The 22,491-nt window shown below is 42.6% G+C and carries 26 protein-coding genes; 16 read left to right on the forward strand and 10 right to left on the reverse strand.

Annotated elements, in window-relative coordinates; genetic code table 11:
• Positions 1-14: 14 nt before the first annotated feature.
• The 6 genes from queE to HT731_RS04800 all read right to left on the reverse strand — a co-directional run bounded on the left by queE (position 15) and on the right by HT731_RS04800 (position 3,055).
• Positions 15-731, reverse strand: coding sequence for a 7-carboxy-7-deazaguanine synthase QueE (queE, locus tag HT731_RS04775; protein WP_033679804.1), 717 nt, complete (start codon positions 729-731; stop codon positions 15-17).
• Positions 724-1,167: a 6-carboxytetrahydropterin synthase QueD gene (gene queD, locus HT731_RS04780; protein WP_000464573.1), complete on the reverse strand. Its 444-nt coding sequence runs from the start codon at positions 1,165-1,167 to the stop codon at positions 724-726. Before queD ends, queE begins: the two co-directional genes overlap by 8 nt.
• The gene (gene queC / locus HT731_RS04785; protein WP_000828768.1) at positions 1,167-1,820 is read right to left on the reverse strand and encodes a 7-cyano-7-deazaguanine synthase QueC; all 654 of its coding nucleotides are present in this window, start codon (positions 1,818-1,820) and stop codon (positions 1,167-1,169) included. The genes queD and queC overlap by 1 nt, the downstream gene beginning before the upstream one ends.
• A 201-nt stretch (positions 1,821-2,021) precedes the next feature.
• Positions 2,022-2,336 (reverse strand): thioredoxin, encoded by a 315-nt coding sequence (trxA, locus tag HT731_RS04790; protein ID WP_001029581.1) that lies wholly within the window; start codon positions 2,334-2,336, stop codon positions 2,022-2,024.
• 15 nt (positions 2,337-2,351) lie between these two features.
• Positions 2,352-2,573, reverse strand: a complete 222-nt coding sequence (locus HT731_RS04795) for a DUF4649 family protein (protein ID WP_000570255.1) — start codon at positions 2,571-2,573, stop codon at positions 2,352-2,354.
• A 101-nt stretch (positions 2,574-2,674) separates the two neighbouring features.
• Positions 2,675-3,055: a MarR family transcriptional regulator gene (locus tag HT731_RS04800; RefSeq protein WP_173277884.1), complete on the reverse strand. Its 381-nt coding sequence runs from the start codon at positions 3,053-3,055 to the stop codon at positions 2,675-2,677.
• A 274-nt stretch (positions 3,056-3,329) separates the two neighbouring features.
• Between HT731_RS04800 and HT731_RS04805 the strand changes: the two genes are divergently transcribed.
• Both HT731_RS04805 and HT731_RS04810 read left to right on the forward strand, forming a co-directional pair.
• On the forward strand, positions 3,330-3,704 hold the full coding sequence (locus HT731_RS04805; RefSeq protein ID WP_000781325.1) for a CidA/LrgA family protein: 375 nt from the start codon (positions 3,330-3,332) through the stop codon (positions 3,702-3,704).
• On the forward strand, positions 3,701-4,396 hold the full coding sequence (locus HT731_RS04810; protein WP_001288952.1) for an LrgB family protein: 696 nt from the start codon (positions 3,701-3,703) through the stop codon (positions 4,394-4,396). The genes HT731_RS04805 and HT731_RS04810 overlap by 4 nt, the downstream gene beginning before the upstream one ends.
• 51 nt (positions 4,397-4,447) lie before the next feature.
• Here the strand turns inward: HT731_RS04810 and HT731_RS04815 are convergent, their stop codons facing one another.
• The 4 genes from HT731_RS04815 to HT731_RS04830 form a co-directional block, all read right to left on the reverse strand.
• The gene (locus tag HT731_RS04815; protein WP_173277885.1) at positions 4,448-5,995 is read right to left on the reverse strand and encodes an ABC transporter ATP-binding protein; all 1,548 of its coding nucleotides are present in this window, start codon (positions 5,993-5,995) and stop codon (positions 4,448-4,450) included.
• A 138-nt stretch (positions 5,996-6,133) separates the two neighbouring features.
• Positions 6,134-6,901, reverse strand: a complete 768-nt coding sequence (locus tag HT731_RS04820; protein WP_173277887.1) for a hypothetical protein — start codon at positions 6,899-6,901, stop codon at positions 6,134-6,136.
• A gap of 15 nt (positions 6,902-6,916) precedes the next feature.
• Positions 6,917-7,612 (reverse strand): ABC transporter ATP-binding protein, encoded by a 696-nt coding sequence (locus HT731_RS04825; RefSeq protein ID WP_173277889.1) that lies wholly within the window; start codon positions 7,610-7,612, stop codon positions 6,917-6,919.
• 4 nt (positions 7,613-7,616) lie between these two features.
• Positions 7,617-7,982, reverse strand: a complete 366-nt coding sequence (locus tag HT731_RS04830; RefSeq protein WP_000119150.1) for a GntR family transcriptional regulator — start codon at positions 7,980-7,982, stop codon at positions 7,617-7,619.
• A gap of 139 nt (positions 7,983-8,121) precedes the next feature.
• Between HT731_RS04830 and nrdR the strand changes: the two genes are divergently transcribed.
• The 14 genes from nrdR (at position 8,122) to recG (ending at position 22,177) form a co-directional block, all read left to right on the forward strand.
• Positions 8,122-8,595 (forward strand): transcriptional regulator NrdR, encoded by a 474-nt coding sequence (gene nrdR, locus HT731_RS04835; RefSeq protein ID WP_001203672.1) that lies wholly within the window; start codon positions 8,122-8,124, stop codon positions 8,593-8,595.
• Complete coding sequence (locus HT731_RS04840) at positions 8,596-9,765, forward strand: replication initiation and membrane attachment family protein (protein ID WP_173277891.1); 1,170 nt, start codon at positions 8,596-8,598, stop codon at positions 9,763-9,765.
• Positions 9,766-10,662 carry a primosomal protein DnaI gene (gene dnaI / locus HT731_RS04845; RefSeq protein WP_042900503.1) on the forward strand — a complete coding sequence of 299 codons (897 nt, stop codon included), beginning with the start codon at positions 9,766-9,768 and terminating at the stop codon, positions 10,660-10,662.
• Positions 10,659-11,372, forward strand: coding sequence for an NADPH-dependent oxidoreductase (locus HT731_RS04850; RefSeq protein ID WP_173277893.1), 714 nt, complete (start codon positions 10,659-10,661; stop codon positions 11,370-11,372). The genes dnaI and HT731_RS04850 overlap by 4 nt, the downstream gene beginning before the upstream one ends.
• Positions 11,373-11,385: 13 nt before the next feature.
• Positions 11,386-12,696, forward strand: coding sequence for a ribosome biogenesis GTPase Der (gene der / locus HT731_RS04855; RefSeq protein WP_001207696.1), 1,311 nt, complete (start codon positions 11,386-11,388; stop codon positions 12,694-12,696).
• Positions 12,697-12,778: 82 nt separating this feature from the next.
• On the forward strand, positions 12,779-13,114 hold the full coding sequence (locus tag HT731_RS04860; protein ID WP_173277966.1) for a hypothetical protein: 336 nt from the start codon (positions 12,779-12,781) through the stop codon (positions 13,112-13,114).
• Positions 13,115-13,182: 68 nt separating this feature from the next.
• Positions 13,183-13,518, forward strand: coding sequence for a hypothetical protein (locus HT731_RS04865; RefSeq protein ID WP_173277895.1), 336 nt, complete (start codon positions 13,183-13,185; stop codon positions 13,516-13,518).
• A gap of 32 nt (positions 13,519-13,550) precedes the next feature.
• The gene (locus HT731_RS04870; protein WP_054388004.1) at positions 13,551-13,838 is read left to right on the forward strand and encodes a hypothetical protein; all 288 of its coding nucleotides are present in this window, start codon (positions 13,551-13,553) and stop codon (positions 13,836-13,838) included.
• Positions 13,839-13,983: 145 nt separating this feature from the next.
• Positions 13,984-16,497, forward strand: a complete 2,514-nt coding sequence (gene secA / locus HT731_RS04875) for a preprotein translocase subunit SecA (RefSeq protein WP_173267205.1) — start codon at positions 13,984-13,986, stop codon at positions 16,495-16,497.
• Positions 16,498-16,577: 80 nt separating this feature from the next.
• Positions 16,578-17,609: a 3-deoxy-7-phosphoheptulonate synthase gene (locus HT731_RS04880; protein WP_000232187.1), complete on the forward strand. Its 1,032-nt coding sequence runs from the start codon at positions 16,578-16,580 to the stop codon at positions 17,607-17,609.
• 1 nt (position 17,610) lies between these two features.
• Positions 17,611-18,642 carry a 3-deoxy-7-phosphoheptulonate synthase gene (locus HT731_RS04885; RefSeq protein ID WP_173277897.1) on the forward strand — a complete coding sequence of 344 codons (1,032 nt, stop codon included), beginning with the start codon at positions 17,611-17,613 and terminating at the stop codon, positions 18,640-18,642.
• A 45-nt stretch (positions 18,643-18,687) separates the two neighbouring features.
• Positions 18,688-19,050 carry a holo-ACP synthase gene (gene acpS / locus HT731_RS04890; protein ID WP_049538791.1) on the forward strand — a complete coding sequence of 121 codons (363 nt, stop codon included), beginning with the start codon at positions 18,688-18,690 and terminating at the stop codon, positions 19,048-19,050.
• Positions 19,040-20,143: an alanine racemase gene (alr, locus tag HT731_RS04895; protein ID WP_173277899.1), complete on the forward strand. Its 1,104-nt coding sequence runs from the start codon at positions 19,040-19,042 to the stop codon at positions 20,141-20,143. The genes acpS and alr overlap by 11 nt, the downstream gene beginning before the upstream one ends.
• An 18-nt stretch (positions 20,144-20,161) precedes the next feature.
• Positions 20,162-22,177 (forward strand): ATP-dependent DNA helicase RecG, encoded by a 2,016-nt coding sequence (recG, locus tag HT731_RS04900; RefSeq protein ID WP_173277900.1) that lies wholly within the window; start codon positions 20,162-20,164, stop codon positions 22,175-22,177.
• Positions 22,178-22,491 lie beyond the last annotated feature (314 nt).

A 22,491-nucleotide genomic window follows, 5' to 3' on the forward strand; every position in this document is an offset into this window, starting at 1 on the left:
TTTTCTTTCTAATTTTAAACACCACGTTGATTATCGTAGAGGAGGGTATGCAGTTGGGGAAGGACGCGGACATTGCCCCAGTTATCATCAGTAGCGACGCGTTCCCAGAGTTCTTTGAGACGGTCTAGTTGATCTTGGATAATATTGCCTGTGGCCTTGGGTTCAGGATTTCCTGCTGATAAGAAGAGAACATCTGGTTGGTAGCGATCTTGAATACCTTTGGCAAAGGCCAAATCGGCATCGTCAAAGACAGGAATTTTAAAGGTGACCTTGTCTGGATCCAGTTGGGAAACGATAAAGTCCAAGGTCTCAAAGTTGACTTCCATCTTGGATGAAGGAGGTTTGGGGCTCAGAGTAACCTGGTCGATGTCTTTCAACCAATTTTGCCAGCGAGAGCCTTGAGTTTCAACAGCCAGAGTGACACCACGTTTCTTGAGCTTGGTTACTAGCTCAGCCATGTTGGCTGCTAGGATAGCAGGATTTCCTCCAGATAGGGTGACGTAGTCGTAGCTTCCTAGTTTATCCAAGGCAGCAATGACCTCGTCAGCTGTCATGCGAGTTGGTTTTTCAGAACCATCCCAAGTAAAGGCAGAATCGCACCAGTCGCAGTGGTAGTCGCAACCTGCAGTGCGGACAAACATGGTTTTCTGCCCAATTGCACGGCCTTCACCTTGAAAGGTTGGCCCAAAAATTTCCAGAACTGGTAGTTTGAGGACACGTTCCCTAGTCATCTAACCACTCCCGTCTAAACTCCGCAAAGGCAGTCGGAGTCTCATAGAGGCGAACGTATTCCAAACGGAGACCACGTTCGTCTGGTAACTCTTGGTTCATGGTTTGGAAAATCCAGTAAACCATATTTTCAGCAGTCGTGTTCATATAGGGAAGAGTTTCGTTTAGATAGCGATGATCCAAGTGGGGCTCTAAGTAGTTCTTGTAGATCGCTTTGATGTCTCCGAAATCGTAGGTCATGCCCCGTTCATCTAAAAATCCACTGACAGCAATCTGCAGATGATAGGTGTGGCCGTGCAGGGATTTGCATTTCCCCTCATAGTGAAAGAGGTGGTGGGCAGCATCGAAGGTAAACTCTTTTGATACCAAGGTTCTGTGAGGATTGTAGACAAGAGACTCCCCAGTTTCCTGTTTGATTTCTTTGGGTGCAAAAAACATTAGGCCTCTCCTTTCTGTGAGAGATAAACATCTAGACCATGTTGACGTAGATGGCAGGCTGGGCAATCTCCACAGCCACTTCCGATAATCCCGTTGTAGCAGGTTAAGGTCTTTTCACGAACATAGTCAAAGGCACCGAGTTGGTCGGCTAATTCCCAAGTTTCAGCCTTGTCTAGCCACATGAGAGGTGTTTGGATAACAAAGTCGTAATCCATAGCAAGGTTGAGGGTGACATTGAGGGATTTGACAAAAACATCTCGACAATCGGGGTAGCCTGAGAAGTCTGTCTCGCAGACACCTGTCACGATATCTTTAATGCCTCGTTGCTTAGCAAGAACTGCCGCAAAGGATAGAAAGAGGTGGTTGCGACCGTCAACAAAGGTATTGGGAACCTCTCCCTCTTTTTGCTCAATCTCCAGATCAGAAGTCAAGGCATTTTCAGTGATTTGCCCCAGCAGAGACATATCTAGGATATGATGACGAATCCCCTGTTCCTTGGCGATTTCTCTAGCGACTTGAATTTCGAGATGATGGCGTTGGCCGTAGGCAAAGGTGACGGCTTCGACCGTTTCATAGTGTTCTTTAGCCCAAAAGAGGCAGGTTGTAGAATCTTGACCGCCACTAAAGACGACCAAGGCAGATTGACGTTTCATAGTACTCCTTCCAAAATGGGAAATGTTCAGAGCACGCAAAAAGCTCCCTTGAGGGAGCTAAAAAATACCAAGTAGAGGTTTTTTTTAGCGATGGCATGTCCCAAACATCGTAATATTCTACCTACAGTCTAGCATATTTTTTGAAAAAAGGCAAAGGGCAAGAAAAAAGAGACCAAAGAAAGTATTTGGTCTCTAGTGTGATTAGCTCAATTCAGCAACGATGGCCTTGATCTGTTCTGCTGTGTGTACACCAGCAACTTGTTTCACAACTTGGCCGTCTTTTTTGAAGAGAAGAGTTGGGATAGACATGATTCCAAAGGCACGAGCTGTGTTTGGATTTTCATCAACGTCCATTTTAACGATTTTCAAAACATCTTCTGAAAGTTCTTCAGACAATTTATCCAAGATTGGACCTTGCATACGACATGGACCACACCAAGTTGCCCAGAAGTCTACCAAGACCAAACCGTCTTTTGTTTCTTGTTCGAATGTTGCATCTGTAATTGCTTTTGCCATTGTATTTCTCCTTTTTTAGTTATATTGGCTTAAATCTTGTTTCTTGAGATAGAAGAAGATATCTCCGTAAGTTCCATGGTAGTCCAAATCATGACCGTTGTAAGTCAATTTTTGAACAGGGTAGTAGTCTGCGACGCCGATAAGACAAGCTTGTTGTGAACGATCAAAGTCTTCATAAGATTCGAACGTTACAGTTCTTTCGTTCTTGCTGGCATCTAGATAGGTAATTTCAATCATTTTAAAAACTCCTTTGTTTAATGATGACTTTATTTTACTCCTTGTAAAATAGAATGTCAAGAAAAATGATTGCGCACGCAACTTTTTTTAAAAAAATCATCTTAAATCAAGAAATCCAAACCAGTTTCCAAGCTTTCTTCGACAGCCTTTTGTAGTGTGGCTAGTGTTTTTTGCCCATCACTTGTCAGGCAGATAAAGCTAGAGCGTCTATCTTGATCACAACACATGCGACTAAGCAGACCGCAATTTTTAGCTTCCAAGCGAGCCACCATCCGAGAAACAGCGCTCGGGCTCAGATGAAGCTTATCTGGTAGGTCAATCTGGCGTAGAGATTTTTCTTGGGCCAAATCCAGATAGTAGAGCAGGTAGAACTCTTTCAAGGTCAGACTTTGGTCACTCTGCTGGGCAATGGTCTCTTCCAAGAGACCTTCAATTTCTTTCTGCCGCCGATTGAAGTCAAACCATTTTTCCAAATAGGTCATAGTATCTCCTTTCATTAAAATTATAAACATTAAATAGATCTTGGAACAATGCTTATTTCATAAATTGATTGCGCATGCAATAATTATACTACTTTTTAAAAGAGCTGGCAAGAAGGACGCTGGCATCTTTTATCCTAAATTACACTGTTTTCACAAGTCTTTAATTGTCTGTATTCGCTTTTCTCCCTATTTTTATTAATTTTTGTGCATTTCCTTGAAATTTTCTGAAAAAAGAGTAAACTGGTATGCAGAAGTCTATTTCGTGGAGTTTAGGATGAAATTATATGTTCAATTAATGATTCTCTTTGTGATTTCTCTAATCGGAGAGGGGATTTCCAGTTTCTTTCATTTGCCTATCCCAGGCAGTATTATCGGTTTGATTATTCTTTTTCTAGCCCTGCAATTCAAGTGGTTGAGAACCAGGCATGTCAACATGGTTGGGAATTTCTTGCTGGCCAATATGACCATTCTCTTTTTGCCGCCAGCAGTGGGAATTATGGAGAAGTTTGATGTGATTGCTCCCTATCTTTTGCCAATTGTTTTGATTGTCTTTTTCGCAGCTGTTATCAATATTATCCTCATTGCTTTGGTGGTTCAGTTTATCAAGAGACGGTTTGAGGGAGATTATGAGAAAGGAGATGCCAAATGAGTGAATTTGTTTCCAATCCCCTGTTTGGGCTTGCCCTGTCTATCCTAGCTTACCTAGTGGGAATGCTGATTTACAGACGTTTTCCACATCCATTGACAACGCCCTTGCTTTTGTCAGCTGTTTTCATTATCATCTTTCTAAAGGTGACGGGTATTTCTTACCAAGATTACTACCAAGGTGGGGTTTATTTGAACAACTTGATTGTCCCATCGACCGTGGCTCTAGGGATTCCGCTTTATAAGAGTTTTCACTTGATGAAGCACCATGCTCGGAGTATTCTCTTTGGTAGTCTGCTAGCAGTAGTTGTCAATACCTCTTTCACGGCCCTTGTAGCTAAGATTTTTGGCATGGACTTTTTCCTAGCCATTTCTCTCTTTCCCAAGTCAGTAACAACCGCTATGGCAGTGGGAATTACAGAAAAATTGCAAGGTTTGACGACTGTGACCTTGGTGGTAGTAGTGGCGACAGGGATTTTAACCAGTGTCATCGGACCAACCCTTTTGAAGTGGTTGAAAATTGACGATCCAGTAGCTGTTGGTCTTTCCCTTGGAGGAACAGGCCATGCAGTCGGAACAGGCACAGCCTTTCGATACGGCTCTGTAGCAGGAGCTATGGGTGGTTTGGCTATCGGTGTCACCGGTATTCTCTATGTCTTTGTCAGCCCTATTGTAGCCAGTTTGATATTGAGTTAAAAAGCAAGGAATTCGGGTTCCTTGCTTTTTAAAATCGTATGTTATAGAGTATTACTTTTCTTTGATTAAGTGAATGACTTGGTCATAGTGTTTTAAGTCTTCTTCCGTGTAGTGGTGAATGACTTCAATGACTGTTTGAGGTAGGGAGAAGAGCAAGTCGCTAATTTTTCTGCTATTTTCCGAGTCAAGATTGGCCTTAATCTCATCTGCTAAGATGAGTTGGCTATCATGGTAGAGGGCGCGAGCGATTTCTAGGCGTTGTTTCTCGCCACCAGATAGACTATCATTTCTGAGCGTTCGATTTTTCAAATGTTCCAATCCTGTTTTTTTGAGGATATGATTTAAAGTCTCTTTATTTTTATCCAGTCCCAGAAGGATATTGTCTCCCAGAGATAGAGTGTCAAAGTAATGGCTATCTTGGAGAATATAGGAACTAAAGCTTGTGATTTCTTGACGTGACAGGTTCTGACCAGCAAAGCTAATCTGTCCACTTGTCGGTGTCTCTTCTCCATGAATGATATTGAGCAGGGTTGTTTTACCAGAGCCACTTTCCCCGATAATGGCGATTTTTTCTCCTTGCTTGATGTGCATGGAAATCGGAGACAGGAGGATATCCCCCTCTTTTTCTAGGGAGATGCTGTCAAGTTGGATAGGGAAAATGTTTTCTATACTTCTAGGTGAGATGGAGTCAGACTGACCCAAAAGTTTTTGGTATTTGTTGAGAAGAGTTCGAGTCGCTTTTCGGGTGTTGGTAAAGTAGGCCAACTCTTGAAATTGATAGCCGATATTATGGGAAACCAGATAGATGGCCACAAAACTCGCCGCATCTAAATAATTATAGTAGGTCATAAAGCCACCGATGACGATAGGTGTGACTGAGCAAAAGGCATCGATGCTATTGATCAAGAGACTGTTTAAAGTGCGTTGTTTTTCATAGTTGATTTCGGCCTCTAGACTGGTTTGTAATTGCTTTTGGTAGCGAGCAAAAAAGTAGTCTTGCCCCTGATAATGGCGAATTTGTTGGCTACCACCAATAAAATTTGTCAAGCTTGCTAAGTAGCTCTGGTTAACAGTGGACCGCTTTTCAGAAAGTGAATCCAAACGCTTTGATCCGATAGCACTGCAGAGTACAGGAAAGGAGTAGAAGAGGATGAAAATCAAGCCCAGGTAAAAATTGGTCCATAGGGCATAGAGAATGGACACAGTGGTAAAGCCCAGAGAAGAAATGATGATGACAGTTGGTTCAATATAGCTTTCTTCTAGTTGTTTGACGTCGTTTTCTAGGTCAGACAAAATATCCTTTTCATCGATCTCATAACTGTTTAAAAATCGCTTGAAAATAGCACTCTTGATTCCATATTTGAAATCAGTAATCAAACGAGCGTAGTAATAGCGTTTCCCAGCCAAACCTAGTAAGAGGATGAGATTTCCAAGGATTCCTAAAATCAAAACTTTCCAAAGAATGCCTAGCTCTTGATTGGTAAAACTGGCAACAATATTCTGAACAAGGGCTGGCGTGATAATTGCTTCCAGCCAAGTAATGGCAATAGAAAAGAAGTAAAGTATGAGGTGTTTCTTATTAACAAATCTTTTCAGCATAAAGAGTTGACCTCCTTATCGATATACATGTAATTAGTTTTAAAGTCATTATACTCCTTTTTATTAAATACTTCATATAAAAATGTAAGTCCTGAGAACGAAAAAAGTCTAGCGAGTTATTGTCGCCAGACTTTAAAACTATTGCAAATTAACCTTGTTTTTCAAGATATAGTAGATTCCGAGGTAGTAGATAGCTATGAAAATGAGTTCCTCAATAATGGATGTACTTGCTCCCATATAGAAATTATCATTAAGTCCTACAAGTGAATTGACATAGAAGTTAGTACTGGTATTGAAGAAAACTCCAATAAATCCTATGACGATTTGGATACCAATGTAGGCTGCAACAGCAAGTGCGGTACGGTATTCATTGAACAGTTGTCCAATGGAAATGGCCAAGTAAATGCAGAGGATTCCAGAAATAGTATTTAGTAGGAAGGATAACCCCACAAGAGAGAGTTTAGGAAGGTATGTTTCTACAAGTGGAAACCAGTCATAATGTGACATCCAATCTGGAACCGTTATAGTCACAATAAGAAAAGCACTTAGAGCCAGTACAGCCGAGCTAAGTATAGACCAGATGAAGGCTCCGACTAATTTAGCTGTGATGATATAGTGCTCAGAAACTGGCAAGGTCAAAGTCAGATAGCCTTGGCGATCATAGACACTACCTTTGAAGCGTTTGATAATCAAGAAAATGGTTGAAATCCAAAGTGTAATTATCAAGCCGCCAAAGACGAGAGCCAGAAAGATAAATAGGAAAGGTTGGCTATCTTTGAAAGATATATAAGAATAGTAGTGTCCTTGCATTCCTAGGGGGACTGAAAGGATGAGCACGGCTGCATAGAGGGCTAAATACCACTTGTTAACATTTTTAAATTCGTAGCGAACTAAATTCCAAAACATAATAATCTCCTTTGCTTAGGCCTTAAATTCCTGACGGAAGAGTTGGTCAATGGATTCACCTGACTCATAGCGAATGTCATCTACATTTCCTTGACGGACGACTTTTCCATCTTTGAGGAAGACAATTTCATCCAAGATTGGCTCGATATCAGAAATCAAGTGAGTAGAAATCAAAACGGTAGAAGTTGGGGAGTAGTTGTTGATAATGGTATTGAGGATATACTCACGGGCTGCTGGGTCTACTCCACCAATGGGTTCGTCCAGAACGTAAAGACGAGCATCACGGCTCATAACCAAAATTAATTGTACCTTTTCTTTGTTACCTTTTGATAGTTTCTTGAGACGACTATTTTCATCAATGCCAAGGTCAGCAAGTAGATGATGGGCGTGTTCAAGATTGAAATCTTTATAGAAGGTTTTGAAGTAGGTTAGGGCTTCTTTGACCTTCATTTGTTCATTGAGATAGGTGGTATCAGGTAAATAAGCTACGATAGCCTTAGTTGCTGGGCTTGGATCCATGTCGTTGATAAGGACACGTCCTTGATCTGGTTGTAAGAGGCCATTGATTAGTTTAATCAGGGTTGTTTTTCCTGAGCCATTTGGCCCAAGGAGACCAACAATTTTTCCAGCTGGGATGTCAAGGGAAACATTTTCAAGGGCTGGGGTTGCTCCATAAGATTTGGATACATTTTCAAATGCTAGTAATGACATAGGCTTAAACTCCTTTAATATAATCACTGACTACGCCTGGTAGTTCTTCTTTTTCATAGCCAAAATGGGTCATGGAGGAAACGAAGTGTTCCAATTCTTCTTCGGATAGTTGTTTGCGCGATTGGGCGATTAGCTCCTTATCTTCAGTCACAAACCGTCCAGTTGTGCGCTTGCTGTAGACAAATCCTTCTCGTTCGAGGTCTGACAAGGCTCTTTGGATGGTGTTTGGATTGACACCCGCCTCGCTAGCCAGCTCTCGCACGGTTGGAAGTTGTTGATTGGGCTCCAGTGTATGGGAAACAATCTGAAGCTTGATTTTCTCCATAATCTGTAAATAGATGGGTTTTTTGTTGTCAAATGTCCAGGACATCTTGGTCTCCTTTCTCCTATCCTTTTGTCTTAATTAAATAATACAACAAAACAAAAAACTTGTCAAGCAAAAAGAAGAATTGTTTTGGGAATCGCTTAAAAAATGGTATAATGAAAAGAAAACGATAAGGAGGGAAAGGATGCGTTGTCCAAAATGTGGGGCTACCAAGTCAAGTGTTATCGATAGTCGCCAAGCAGAAGAAGGGAACACCATTCGTAGAAGACGCGAGTGCGATGAATGCCAACACCGTTTTACAACCTACGAACGGGTAGAAGAAAGAACCCTAGTGGTTGTTAAAAAAGATGGCACACGGGAACAATTCTCCAGAGATAAAATCTTTAATGGGATTATCCGCTCAGCCCAGAAACGTCCTGTGTCAAGTGATGAAATCAACATGGTAGTCAATCGTATCGAACAGAAACTCCGTGGTCGAAATGAAAATGAAATTCAAAGTGAGGATATTGGTTCACTCGTCATGGAGGAGTTGGCTGAATTGGATGAGATTACCTATGTGCGTTTTGCCAGTGTCTATCGTAGTTTTAAGGATGTCAGTGAGTTAGAGAGCTTGCTCCAACAAATCACCCAGTCCTCTAAAAAGAAAAAGGAAAGATAAATGAAGCCAATTGACCGTTTTTCTTATCTAAAGAATAATCGGGTGTCACAAGATACCTCATCTCTGGTACAGTGCTACCTCCCGATTATCGGTCAGGAGGCACTGAGCCTTTATCTTTATACAATCAGTTTTTGGGATAATGGTAGAAAGGAATACCTCTTTTCAAGCATTCTCAACCATCTCAACTTTGGAATGGATAGATTGATAAAATCCTTGAAAATCCTATCTGCTTTCAATCTCTTAACCCTCTATCAAAAGGGGGATGTTTATCAGTTAGCCCTTCATGCTCCTCTATCTAGTCAGGACTTCTTGGAGCATCCTGTGTATCGTAGACTTTTGGAGAAGAAGATTGGCGATGCAGCTGTGGAGGATTTGGGAGTTGAAAGTGCTGATGGTGAAGAAATACCTGTCTCACTCAATCAAGTCTTTCCAGACTTGGCAGAACTGGGAAGTCAAGAAGACCTTAGTCTCAAGAAGAAAGTGGCCAACGATTTTGACTTAGACCATTTTCGTCAGCTTATGGCTCGAGATGGGCTTCGCTTTGCGGATGAGCAGTCCGACGTCTTAAACCTCTTTGCCATTGCCGAGGAGAAAAAATGGACTTGGTTTGAGACTTATCAATTGGCCAAGTCAACAGCTGTTTCCCAGGTTATTTCAACCAAACGCATGCGGGAAAAAATCGCTCAAAAACCTGTTTCCTCTGACTTTAGTTCTAAGGAAGCAACCATTATCAAGGAAGCCAAAAGTAAGACTGCCCTGCAGTTCTTGGCAGAAATCAAGCAAACACGCAAGGGAACCATTACCCAAACAGAAAGAGACCTCTTGCAACAGATGGCTGGTTTGGGCTTGCTGGACGAAGTCATAAATATTATTCTCTTGTTGACCTTTAATAAGGTAGATTCGGCAAATATCAATGAGAAATATGCCATGAAGGTAGCCAATGACTATGCCTATCAAAAGATTCATTCAGCAGAAGAGGCAGTCTTGCGAATCCGTGAGCGAGGGCAGAAGAGCCAGGCTCAAAAAAGCAGTAAACCGAGTCCTACCAAGTCCAATGTACCCAAGTGGAGCAATCCAGATTATAAGAATGAAACCAGCGAGGAAACTCGTCTGGAACTAGAACGTAAGAAACAAGAATTATTAGCTCGATTAGAAAAAGGAGGAGATTAGATGGAAAGTGTCGGAGACGTACTCAAACGTCAACCTAGCCGTTTTCATTATCAAGATTTGGTCCAGAAAATCATGAAGGACCCTGATGTTGCGGCCTTTATCCAGCAAGAATCCTTGACTCCAGAGGAATTGAATCGTAGTATCTCCAAGTTTAATCAATACATCACCGAGAGAGACAAGTTTCTCCGTGGGGATACGGATTATATTGCTAAAGGCTACAAGCCGATTTTGGTTATGAATCATGGCTATGCGGACGTTTCTTACGAAGAAACTCCTGAACTAATCGCAGCGGAAAAAGAAGCGGCTATTAAGAACCGTCTCAAGTTAATCAATCTGCCAGCCAGTCTTAAGAAAGCTAGTTTGGCTCAAGTTGACTTGGATGATTTGGGGCGCTTACCAGTTTTTGAGAAGCTACTAGCCTTCGTGGAACAATATCCAGCTATTCGAAAAGGTCTTTATTTATATGGAGACTTTGGTGTGGGTAAAAGTTTCATGGTGGCTGCCCTAGCCCATGATTTATCAGAAAAACGTGGTGTTTCATCCACTCTCCTTCACTATCCTAGCTTTGTCATTGATGTCAAAAATGCTATCGGTGATGGTAATGTCAAGACCTTGGTAGATGAGATTAAACTGTCTGAAGTCCTGATTTTAGATGATATTGGTGCCGAGCAATCAACAGCTTGGGTGCGTGATGAAATCCTGCAAGTCATTCTTCAATATCGGATGCAGGAAAATTTACCGACTTTTTTCACCTCCAACTTCAACTTTGAAGAATTGGAGCAGCATTTCGCTAAAGGGAAACATGGAAATGACGAAACCTGGGAAGCCAGACGCGTCATGGAACGCATCCGTTATTTGGCTGAGGAGACTCGTTTAGAAGGAGTAAACCGTCGATGACAGAAACAATCAAATTAATGAAGGCTCACACTTCAGTGCGCAGGTTTAAAGAGCAAGCCCTTCCTCAGGAAGATTTGACTGAAATCCTGACAGCAGCCCAGATGGCCTCGTCTTGGAAGAATTTCCAATCCTACTCTGTGATTGTAGTGCGAAGTCAAGAAAAGAAAGATGCCTTGTATGAATTGGTACCTCAAGAAGCTATTCGCCAGTCTGCTGTTTTCCTTCTCTTTGTCGGAGATTTGAACCGAGCGGAAAAGGGAGCTCAGCTTCATACTGACAACTTCCAACCTCAAGGTGTAGAAGGTCTCTTGATTAGTTCAGTCGATGCGGCTCTTGCTGGTCAAAATGCCTTGCTGGCAGCTGAAAGCTTGGGCTATGGTGGTGTCATTATTGGCTTGGTGCGTTACAAGTCAGAAGAAATGGCAGAGCTCTTTAACCTGCCTGACTACACCTATCCTGTCTTTGGGATGGCACTAGGTTTACCAAATGAAGAACATGAAGTCAAACCTCGCTTGCCATTGCATCAGGTGGTTTTTGAGGAAGAATACCAGGAACAAACAGTTGATGTGATTGAGGCTTATGACCGTGTACAGGCGGACTATGCTGGGGCGCGTGCGACCACAAGCTGGAGCCAGCGTCTAGCAGAACAGTTTGGACAAGCAGAACCAAGCTCAACTAGAAAAAATCTTGAACAGAAGAAGTTATTGTAGAAAGTGAGAAATTATGGCCCTACCAACTATTGCCATTGTAGGACGTCCCAATGTTGGGAAATCAACCCTATTTAATCGGATCGCTGGTGAGCGAATCTCCATTGTAGAAGATGTCGAAGGAGTGACACGTGACCGTATCTATGCGACGGGTGAGTGGCTCAATCGCTCTTTTAGCATGATTGATACAGGAGGAATCGATGATGTCGATGCTCCTTTCATGGAACAAATCAAGCACCAGGCAGAAATTGCCATGGAAGAAGCAGATGTTATCGTCTTTGTCGTGTCTGGTAAGGAAGGAATTACCGATGCAGACGAATACGTAGCTCGTAAGCTTTACAAGACCCACAAACCAGTTATCCTCGCGGTTAACAAGGTGGATAATCCTGAGATGCGAAACGATATCTATGATTTCTATGCCCTCGGTTTGGGCGAACCACTGCCGATCTCATCTGTCCATGGTATCGGTACAGGGGATGTGCTAGACGCCATCGTAGAAAATCTTCCAAATGAATATGAAGAAGAAAATCCAGATGTCATTAAGTTTAGCCTGATTGGTCGTCCAAACGTTGGAAAATCAAGCTTGATTAACGCTATCTTGGGAGAAGACCGTGTCATTGCCAGTCCTGTTGCTGGAACAACTCGTGACGCCATTGATACCCACTTTACAGATACAGATGGTCAAGAGTTTACCATGATTGATACGGCTGGTATGCGTAAGTCTGGTAAGGTTTATGAAAATACTGAGAAATACTCTGTCATGCGTGCCATGCGTGCTATTGACCGCTCAGATGTGGTCTTGATGGTCATCAATGCGGAAGAAGGAATCCGTGAATACGACAAGCGTATCGCAGGATTTGCCCATGAAGCTGGCAAAGGAATGATTATCGTGGTCAACAAGTGGGATACACTTGAAAAAGACAATCATACTATGAAAAACTGGGAAGAAGATATCCGTGAGCAGTTCCAATACCTTCCTTACGCACCGATTATCTTTGTATCAGCCTTGACCAAGCAACGTCTCCACAAACTTCCTGAGATGATCAAGCAAATCAGCGAAAGTCAAAACACACGTATCCCATCAGCTGTCTTGAACGATGTCATCATGGATGCCATTGCCATCAACCCAACACCGACAGACAAAGGGAAACGTCTCAAGATTTTCTATGCGACTCAAGTGGCAACCAAACCACCAACCTTTGTTATCTTTGTAAACGAAGAAGAACTCATGCACTTTTCTTACCTGCGTTTCTTGGAAAATCAAATCCGCAAGGCCTTTGTTTTTGAGGGAACACCAATTCATCTCATCGCAAGAAAACGCAAATAAAAAGTAGAATCTGGAATGACATTTCCAGATTTTTTTGATAGAATGAAGTGGAAGAAAACGCTATCAAAGGGAGGTGTCGATGATGGAACATTTGTTTAAATTCTTATTTTTAGCACCTTACTTTTATTTTGATAACTGGATTGAAAAGGCCAACAGAAATAGTAAATTTTTCCCAATTTTTTACTATTTTTACTGGGTTTACATCCCTCTCTATTCTCTTTTTAGTCTTGCTTGGACAGTTATTTCAGTTCTGTTTTTCAATATCGTCTTGAGAAATTTGACAGATATCAAGTTATGGGGCATTTGGTTTCTTTTTATTCTGCTAGCTATTGGTCTGAATAGGTCAACTTATTTCTGTTTCAAAAAAATGCTTCGCTTGAGACGAGAACTAGGGAAGTCTAAAGGTGGAAGGCATTGATTTATATTGGTAATAACATTTAATAGAACAAAACTAAAGAAAACAATTTTAAAGAGGAGGTGTCGCTGATGGAACATTTGTTTAAATTCTTGCTCATATTTCCCTGTATTTACTTTTTCAGCTGGATTGACAAGGATAATAGAGATAGTAAATTTTTCCCAATTTTTTACTATTTTTACTGGATTTACATCACCCTCTATGCTCTTTTTAGCCTTGCTTGGACAGTTTTTTCAGTCCTGCTTTTCAATATCGTCTTGAGAAATGTGGCAGATATCAAGCTTTGGGGCATTTGGCTATTATTACTATTTATTGCTTTTGCTAGTGACTGGTTAGACTATATCTGTTTCAAAAAAATGTTTCGCTTGAGACGGGAGCTAGGGAAGTCTAAAGCGGGGAGACATTGATTTATATGTTTTTTGTTGATAGGAGGTAGCTTATGGTACATCTAAAATCATTCATTACACGCTATTCCAAGGTCTATATTGGTTTAGTTCTGCTAATCTGGATTGCTTTCTTCTTTCTTCCTTGGGGCAGTCCGATTCTGGGGGGAAAGATTGACCTCTTCAGCATACAGAAAGTCTTGCTAGTTTTTGGTATTCTGTCTATTTTGATGGCCTTGCTGTCCAAGAAAGTCAGTCTCTTTGTTTTTGGACTCATCTGCTGTCTTTCTCTTTGGATAAATCTATTTATCCTATTTGCCATTTTGCCGATTTTTGGCAATTAAACCAACATAAAAGTCAGAGAGGTTAGCTTGGGAACTAGCCTCTTTTTCCTTTTCAAAATGGGGATTCTTCCTTGAAAATAATCAGTAATTGTGCTAAAATTAAAAGAACATTCTAAAATATTCGGAATTTAAAGTAAGGAAAAACATGGCTAATATTTTAAAAACAATTATCGAAAATGATAAAGGAGAAATCCGTCGTCTGGAAAAGATGGCTGACAAGGTTTTCAAATACGAAGACCAAATGGCTGCTTTGACTGACGACCAACTAAAAGCAAAAACAGTTGAATTTAAAGAACGTTATCAAAATGGAGAATCACTGGATTCATTGCTTTATGAAGCATTTGCGGTTGTCCGTGAGGGTGCCAAACGTGTCCTAGGTCTCTTCCCATATAAGGTTCAGGTCATGGGAGGAATCGTACTTCACCATGGTGACGTGCCAGAGATGCGTACAGGGGAAGGAAAAACCTTGACTGCGACCATGCCCGTATACCTCAATGCTCTTTCAGGTAAAGGGGTTCACGTAGTTACGGTCAATGAATATCTGTCTGAACGTGACGCGACTGAGATGGGTGAATTGTACTCTTGGCTTGGCTTGTCAGTAGGGATTAACTTGGCTGCCAAATCTCCAATGGAGAAAAAAGAAGCCTATGAGTGTGATATTACTTATTCAACCAACTCAGAAATCGGATTTGACTACCTTCGTGACAATATGGTTGTTCGTGCTGAAAACATGGTACAACGTCCGCTCAACTATGCCTTGGTCGATGAGGTTGACTCAATCTTGATTGACGAGGCACGTACACCTTTGATTGTATCAGGTGCTAACGCAGTTGAAACCAGTCAGCTCTACCATATGGCAGACCACTATGTAAAATCGTTGGACAAAGACGACTACATCATCGATGTGCAGTCTAAGACTATTGGTTTGTCTGATTCAGGGATTGACAAGGCTGAAAGCTACTTCAAACTTGAAAACCTCTATGACATCGAAAATGTGGCTTTGACTCACTTTATTGATAATGCTCTTCGTGCCAACTACATCATGCTTCTCGATATTGACTATGTGGTGAGCGAAGAGCAAGAAATTCTGATCGTCGACCAATTTACAGGTCGTACTATGGAAGGTCGTCGTTATTCTGATGGATTGCACCAAGCCATTGAAGCCAAAGAAGGTGTGCCAATTCAGGATGAAACCAAGACATCTGCCTCAATCACTTACCAAAACCTTTTCCGTATGTACAAGAAATTGTCTGGTATGACGGGTACAGGTAAGACTGAGGAAGAAGAATTCCGTGAAATTTACAACATTCGTGTTATTCCAATCCCAACAAACCGTCCTGTTCAACGTATTGACCATCCAGACCTACTTTTTGCTAGCATTGAAGCTAAGTTTAAAGCGGTTGTTGAAGACGTTAAGGCTCGTTACCAAAAAGGTCAGCCTGTCTTGGTTGGTACAGTAGCGGTTGAAACCAGTGACTACATTTCTAAGAAATTGGTCGCAGCTGGTGTACCTCACGAAGTCTTGAATGCTAAAAACCACTATAAAGAAGCCCAAATCATCATGAATGCTGGTCAACGTGGTGCTGTTACCATCGCAACCAACATGGCCGGTCGTGGTACCGACATCAAGCTTGGTGAAGGGGTTCGCGAATTGGGTGGACTTTGTGTGATTGGTACAGAACGTCATGAAAGCCGTCGTATCGATAACCAGCTTCGTGGACGTTCAGGTCGTCAAGGAGATCCAGGTGAGTCACAATTCTACCTATCTCTTGAAGATGACTTGATGAAACGTTTTGGTTCTGAACGCTTGAAGGGAATCTTTGAACGTCTCAACATGTCTGAAGAGGCAATTGAGTCTCGTATGTTGACACGTCAGGTTGAAGCAGCGCAAAAACGTGTCGAAGGAAATAACTACGATACCCGTAAACAAGTCCTTCAATACGATGACGTCATGCGTGAACAACGTGAGATTATCTATGCTCAACGTTACGACGTTATCACTGCAGATCGTGACTTGGCACCTGAAATTCACTCTATGATCAAACGCACGATTGGTCGTGTCGTTGATGGTCATGCGCGTGCCAAACAAGATGAAAAACTAGAAGCAATTTTGAACTTTGCTAAGTACAACTTGCTTCCAGAAGATTCTATTTCTGTTGAAGACTTGTCAGGCTTGTCTGATAAGGCTATTAAGGAAGAGCTCTTCGAACGTGCCTTGAAGGTTTACGATAGTCAGGTTTCAAAACTACGCGATGAAGAAGCAGTCAAAGAATTCCAAAAAGTCTTGATTCTACGAGTTGTAGATAACAAGTGGACAGATCATATCGATGCCCTTGATCAATTGCGTAACGCGGTTGGACTTCGTGGCTATGCTCAGAACAACCCTGTTGTTGAGTATCAGGCAGAAGGTTTCCGTATGTTTAATGACATGATTGGTTCGATTGAGTTTGATGTGACACGCTTGATGATGAAAGCACAAATTCATGAACAAGAAAGACCACAAGCAGAACACCATATCAGTACAACAGCGACCCGCAATATCGCTGCCCACCAAGCAAATATGCCAGAAGATTTGGATTTGAGCCAGATTGGACGTAATGAACTTTGCCCATGTGGTTCTGGTAAGAAGTTTAAAAACTGTCACGGAAAAAGACAATAAAATGAGATAGTTTAGAGGCGGATACCTTGTGAAAAGTATATTTTTACTTGGTATCCGTTTGCTTTATAAGGAGATGAGTTATGGTATTTACAGCAAAAAGTCCTAAAATTAATATTGAAGAAGTTCGTGCCTTATCAAAATTGGAAGGACAAGCTTTGGAGAGAAAATCACAGCGCGATCAAGAGCTAGAAGCCATTATACGTGGAGATGACCAGCGAGTTCTCTTGGTAATCGGGCCATGCTCATCTGACAATGAAGAAGCTGTTCTTGAGTACGCTAAGCGTTTGGCAGTCCTACAAGAAGAAGTAGCAGACCGTATCTTTATGGTTATGCGTGTTTATACTGCCAAACCCCGTACCAACGGAGATGGCTATAAGGGCTTGATTCACCAGCCTAACACGGCAGAAGCGCCTAGTCTCATCAACGGAATCAAAGCCGTTCGCCATCTTCACTATCGTGTCATTACGGAAACCGGTATGACAACAGCTGATGAAATGCTTTATCCTGAAAATCTTCCGCTAGTGGATGATTTGATTTCTTACATGGCAGTTGGTGCCCGTTCAGTTGAAGATCAGCAACACCGCTTTGTGGCAAGTGGGGCAGATTTCGCGACTGGGTTTAAAAATCCAACCTCTGGAAATCTCAATGTCATGTTTAATGGGATTTATGCTGCTCAAAACAAACAGAGTTTCCTTTTCCTAGGAAAAGAAGTGGAAACAACTGGGAACCCGCTTTCGCACGCTATTCTTCGTGGAGCAATCAATGAGTATGGTAAGAATATTCCTAACTACTACTATGATAATTTGATGGATACCATTGCCCAGTATGAGAAAATGGGCTTGGAAAATCCCTTTATCATCGTGGATACCAATCATGACAACTCTGGTAAGCAATACATGGATCAGATTCGAATTGTCCGCCAGACCTTGATTAACCGTGATTGGAATGAAAAAATCAAGCAGTATGTTCGTGGCTTTATGATTGAGTCTTATCTAGAAGACGGTCGTCAGAACGAACCAGAAGTATTTGGCAAGTCGATCACAGACCCTTGCCTTGGCTGGGAAAATACAGAAGCCCTTGTCAGAGAAATCTACCAAACGCTAGGAGAATAGTATGGCATTTATTGAAAAAGGTCAAGAAATTGATATTGAAGCAATCAAGGCAGAAACCCAATTGTCTGCGGAAGCCTTGCGACTAAAGGAGCGTCGTGATAGAGAATTGGCAGACATCATTTCAGGAGAAGATGACCGCATCCTTTTGGTGATTGGTCCTTGCTCTTCTGATAATGAAGAGGCTGTCTTGGAATATGCCCGCCGTTTATCCGCCTTGCAAAAGAAGGTGGCGGACAAGATTTTCATGGTTATGCGTGTTTATACTGCTAAACCTCGCACCAATGGAGACGGTTATAAAGGTTTGGTTCACCAACCAGATACCTCTAAGGCTCCAAGCCTGATTAACGGCTTGCAGGCTGTGCGCCAGTTGCACTACCGCGTGATTACAGAGACTGGTTTGACAACGGCAGATGAGATGCTTTATCCGTCAAATCTGGTCTTGGTGGATGATTTGGTCAGCTACCATGCTGTTGGGGCTCGTTCTGTGGAAGACCAAGAGCACCGTTTTGTGGCCTCAGGGATTGATGCACCAGTCGGAATGAAAAATCCAACCTCTGGAAATCTGGGTGTCATGTTTAATGGCATCTATGCCGCTCAGAACAAACAGACCTTCCTCTTCCATGGTCAAGAAGTTGAGACTTCAGGAAATTCTTTAGCCCACGTCATCCTTCGTGGTGCAGTTAATGAATATGGGAAAAATGAGCCTAACTTCTACTATGAAACTTTGTTAAATGCCATTGAGCGCTATGAAGCCATGGGACTTGAAAATCCCTTTATCCTCATTGATACCAACCATGATAATTCTGGCAAGCAATATATGGAACAGATTCGAATTGTCCGTCAGACCTTGCAAAATCGTGATTGGAATGAGAAGATTAAAAAGACAGTTCGAGGCTTTATGATTGAATCTTACCTAGCAGATGGTCGTCAAAACCAACCAGAGGTCTTTGGATGTTCCATTACCGATCCTTGCCTAGGTTGGGAAAATACAGAGGCCTTGGTAGAAGAAATCTATGCTACCTTGACAAAATAAGTGAAAAGGATGGAGTTGGGGGATTCTCAACTCCTTTTGATGAGTATGATAGTTGGACATGGAATTGATATCGAAGAGTTGGCTTCGATAGAAAGCGCAGTTGCACGACATGAAGGGTTTGCCAAGCGCGTGCTGACCACTAAGGAAATGGAGCGATTTGCCAGTCTCAAAGGGCGCAGGCAGATTGAATATTTGGCTGGTCGCTGGTCGGCTAAGGAGGCTTTTTCCAAGGCTATGGGAACTGGTATTGGAAAGCTCAGTTTTCAGGATTTAGAAGTTTTGAACAATGAACGCGGGGCGCCTTATTTTAGTCAGTCACCATTTTCAGGAAAGATTTGGCTGTCTATCAGCCATACAGATCAACTTGTGACAGCCAGTGTCATTTTGGAGGAAAATCATGAAAGCTAGTCCACATAGACCAACCAAGGCTCTGATTCATCTGGGAGCTATTCGACACAATATTCAGCAAATGGGGGCTCATATCCCTCAAGGAACGCTCAAGTGGGCTGTGGTCAAGGCCAATGCCTATGGTCATGGAGCTGTTACTGTTGCTAAGGCAATTCAAGATGATGTTGATGGCTTTTGCGTTTCCAATATCGATGAAGCCCTTGAACTCAGACAGGCTGGACTCAGCAAGAAAATCCTCATTTTAGGAGTTTCTGATCTAGAAGCTGTTGCTCTTGCTAAAGAATACGATATCACCTTGACTGTGGCTGGACTGGAGTGGATTCAATCACTCTTAGATAAGGAATCAGACCTAACTGGTTTAACAGTCCACCTCAAGATTGACTCAGGAATGGGACGAATTGGTTTTAGAGAGGCTCGTAAGGCTGAGCAGGCTCAAGACATACTCAAGCAACACGGTGCGCATGTTGAGGGGATTTTTACCCACTTTGCTACTGCAGACGAGGAATCAGATGACTACTTTAATGCCCAGTTAGAACGGTTTAAAGCTATTTTGGCAAGTATGAAAGGTCTTCCAGACCTGGTTCACGCAAGTAATTCTGCAACGACTCTTTGGCATGCAGAGACTATTTTTAACGCTGTTCGTATGGGAGATGCTATGTATGGTCTTAACCCAAGTGGAGAGGTATTGGACTTGCCCTATGACTTGAAACCAGCCTTGACCTTGGAATCTGCCTTGGTTCATGTCAAGACAGTGCCAGCCGGAGCTTGCATGGGCTACGGAGCAACTTATCAAGCGGATAGCGAGCAAGTCATCGCGACCGTGCCAATCGGTTATGCGGATGGTTGGACACGAGACATGCAGAATTTCTCTGTCTTGGTAGATGGCCAAGTTTGCCCAATCGTTGGGCGGGTTTCAATGGACCAAATTACCATTCGTCTGCCTAAGCTTTATCCGCTAGGAACAAAAGTAACCTTGATCGGCACCAACGGCGACAAGGAAATCACAGCTACTCAGGTAGCGACCTACCGTGGAAGCATTAACTATGAGGTGGTTTGTCTCCTCAGCGATCGCATTCCGAGAGAATATGATTAGAAAAGAAAGGAGTGGAGCATGAATCTACATCAACCCTTGCATGTCTTACCTGGTGTGGGACCAAAGTCAGCAGAAAAATACGCCAAACTAGGAATTGAAAATTTGCAAGATCTCTTGCTCTACTTTCCTTTCCGTTATGAAGATTTCAAGACCAAGCAAGTATTGGAACTAGAAGACGGTGAAAAGGCGGTTCTTTCTGGTCAAGTCGTGACTCCTGCTAGTGTCCAGTATTATGGTTTCAAGCGCAATCGCCTGCGCTTTAGTCTTAAGCAGGGAGAAGTCGTTTTTGCGGTGAACTTCTTTAACCAGCCCTATCTGGCTGATAAGATAGAGTTGGGAGCAACTCTTGCCGTCTTTGGAAAATGGGATCGTGCCAAGGCTAGTCTGACAGGGATGAAGGTCCTGGCTCAGGTGGAAGATGACCTCCAACCTGTTTATCGCTTGGCTCAGGGAATCAGTCAGGCCAGTTTGGTTAAGGTCATCAAGACGGCCTTTGATCAGGGGCTGGACCTCTTAATAGAAGAAAATCTTCCTCAGTCCTTGCTGGATAAATACAAACTCATGTCCCGTTGTCAGGCCGTTTGTGCCATGCATTTCCCCAAGGATTTGGCAGAATACAAGCAGGCCCTTCGCCGTATCAAGTTTGAGGAACTCTTTTATTTCCAAATGCAATTGCAGACCCTCAAGTCTGAAAATAGAGTTCAGGGAAGCGGTTTGGTTCTGAATTGGTCTCAGGAAAAAGTGACGGCTGTTAAAGAAAGTCTGCCTTTTGCCCTGACCCCAGCTCAAGAAAAGAGTTTGCAGGAAATTTTGACAGACATGAAGTCCGACCACCACATGAATCGTCTCCTACAAGGGGATGTGGGGAGCGGAAAAACGGTGGTCGCTGGCTTGGCCATGTTTGCGGCGGTGACAGCTGGTTATCAGGCTGCCCTCATGGTACCGACAGAAATCCTTGCAGAGCAACATTTTGAGAGTTTACAGAACCTTTTTCCAGACTTGAAATTAGCTCTTTTGACAGGTTCCTTGAAGTCGGCAGAAAAAAGAGAAGTCTTGGAAACCATTGCCAAGGGTGAGGCTGATTTGATTATCGGAACCCACGCTCTGATACAAGATGGGGTGGATTATGCTCGTCTTGGTTTGATTATCATCGATGAGCAGCACCGTTTTGGCGTGGGGCAAAGGCGTATTTTACGGGAAAAAGGCGACAATCCAGATGTTCTCATGATGACGGCGACTCCCATTCCACGGACGCTGGCCATCACAGCCTTTGGCGATATGGATGTTTCCATTATCGACCAGATGCCTGCGGGTCGGAAACCTATTGTGACACGTTGGATTAAGCATGAGCAACTGCCTCAGGTCTTGACTTGGTTAGAGGGGGAAATCCAAAAAGGTTCTCAAGCCTATGTCATCTCTCCCTTGATTGAAGAATCAGAAGCTCTGGATTTGAAAAATGCTATTGCCTTATCAGAGGAGCTGACGGCTCATTTTGCTGGTAAGGCAGAGGTGGCTCTTCTACATGGTAAGATGAAGAGTGACGAAAAAGACCAGATTATGCAGGAGTTCAAAGAGAGAAAAACGGATATTTTGGTTTCGACGACGGTTATCGAGGTCGGGGTCAATGTTCCCAATGCGACCGTTATGATTATCATGGATGCCGATCGGTTCGGTCTCAGCCAGCTTCACCAGCTCAGAGGTCGTGTCGGTCGGGGGGACAAGCAGTCCTATGCTGTTCTCGTTGCTAATCCCAAGACTGATTCTGGGAAAGACCGCATGCGCATCATGACAGAAACCACCAATGGATTTGTCCTTGCGGAGGAAGATTTGAAAATGCGGGGTTCGGGTGAGATTTTTGGAACCAGACAGTCAGGTCTCCCAGAGTTTCAAGTGGCTGATATTATAGAAGATTTTCCGATTTTAGAAGAAGGCAGAAAGGTTGCTAGCTACATTAGTTCGATAGAAGGTTGGCAAGAGGATTCGGAATGGCGCATGATTGCCCTTCATATGGAAAAGAAAGAACATTTAGATTAATACTCTTCGAAAATCAAATTTAAACCACGTCAACGTCGCCTTGCCGTACTCAAGTACAGCCTGCGGCTAGTTTCCTAGTTTGCTCTTTGATTTTCATTGAGTATAAGCTTTCTCTAAGAAAATCTTAAGCTAGTTTTCAGGTTTGCCCCTTATACTAGAGTCATCAAAAAGAAACGAGGACTCTCACATGACAGTAACGATTAAAGTAAATTACCAAACCACTTTTCAAAAGAAAGAAGCAACAAAATAAGCTTGAATAGGAGAAGAAGGGCAGAAATGCTCTTTTTTCGTTTCTAAAACTACTTTCAGCCTGT

It is taken from the genome of Streptococcus sp. k-163 (genome assembly GCF_013277555.1).
Taxonomy (GTDB): Bacteria; Bacillota; Bacilli; order Lactobacillales; family Streptococcaceae; genus Streptococcus.